Source organism: Pseudomonas sp. EL_65y_Pfl2_R96 (assembly GCF_963970905.1).
Lineage (GTDB): Bacteria > Pseudomonadota > Gammaproteobacteria > Pseudomonadales > Pseudomonadaceae > Aquipseudomonas.
Map to the genome: position 1 here is coordinate 1 of NZ_CAXAQH010000096.1, position 1,274 is coordinate 1,274.

The following is a 1,274-nucleotide window of genomic DNA, read 5'->3' on the forward strand; positions in this document are numbered from 1 at the left end:
CACCTGAACGCAGAGCCGCATTACTTAAGATGCTGCTTCCCCCGCTGAACCTGTCGATGGCCGAGGTTTCCCGGCGAGAAGGGGTCAGCGAAATGTCTTTGTCCAACTGGCGCAAGCAGCTCAGTTCTGAAGGAAATGCAGTGTCTGAAAACAAGCCGTTGACCGAGAACTGGTCAGCCGAAACCAAGTTTGCTGTCGTGCTTGAAGCCGCCGGTTTGTCCGAGATCGACCTGGGTGAGTACTGCCGCCGCAAAGGCCTTTATCCCGAGCAAATCACCGCCTGGCGACGAGCTTTCATCACCGGACAGAAATCGGAAAAGGCCCAGCAAAAAGAAGATCGGGAACAATCTCGCAAAGACAGGAAACGTATCCAGGAACTTGAGCGCGAGCTGCGCCGCAAAGACAAGGCGCTCGCTGAAACAGCCCCGTTGTTGGTGCTGCGAAAAAAGCTCAACGACTACTGGGGGACCAAAGACAACGAGGACAACTAACGTCTTTGCCAGAGCGCCAGTTGCTCGTTGCCTGGCTGGGTAGCGCGATCACGGCAGGCGCCAGAAAAATCAGAGCCTGCCGGGAAATCGGTCTATCGCTGCGAACTTTGCAGCGATGGACTCAAACAGAGGTTATCCAGGCCGATGCCCGAACGACTGTCATACGGTCAACACCGCCAAATGCACTGAATGAGGCTGAGCGACAGGCCATTGTGACGCTGTGCAACAGCCCGCAATTCGCCCATCTGCCGCCGAGCCAGATCGTGCCGCGCCTGGCTGATCAAGGATGTTATCTGGCGTCGGAGGCGACGTTTTATCGCGTTCTGCGCGCAACGGGTCAACAGCAACATCGAGGTCGTAGTCAGCGCCCCAGGCGGTACGCAGCTCCGACGACTCATGCGGCCAAAGCGCCCAATCAGGTGTGGTCGTGGGACATTACGTACTTGCCGTCGCCAGTGCGCGGTAAGTATTACTACCTGTACCTGATCGAGGATATTTACAGCCGCAAGGCCGTAGGTTGGGAGGTTTATGAAGAAGAAAGCGGCGAGAAGGCGGCTGCACTACTGCAACGTAGCGTGATCGGCGAGCAGTGTTTGCACGATCCACTGGTACTGCACTCGGACAATGGTGCGCCGATGAAATCGCTGACGCTGTTGAGCAAAATGTATGACCTGGGCATCACGCCGTCCCGTGGCCGACCGCGTGTGAGCAATGACAACCCGTACTCGGAATCACTGTTCCGGACGTTGAAATACTGCCCACAATGGCCGGCAGATGGCTTTG

At 56.8% G+C, this 1,274-nt stretch carries 1 pseudogene; it reads left to right on the forward strand.

Annotation, left to right across the window (positions count from 1 at the left end):
* Positions 1-1,274: pseudogene (locus AACY49_RS29595) on the forward strand (IS3 family transposase); the annotation flags it as partial.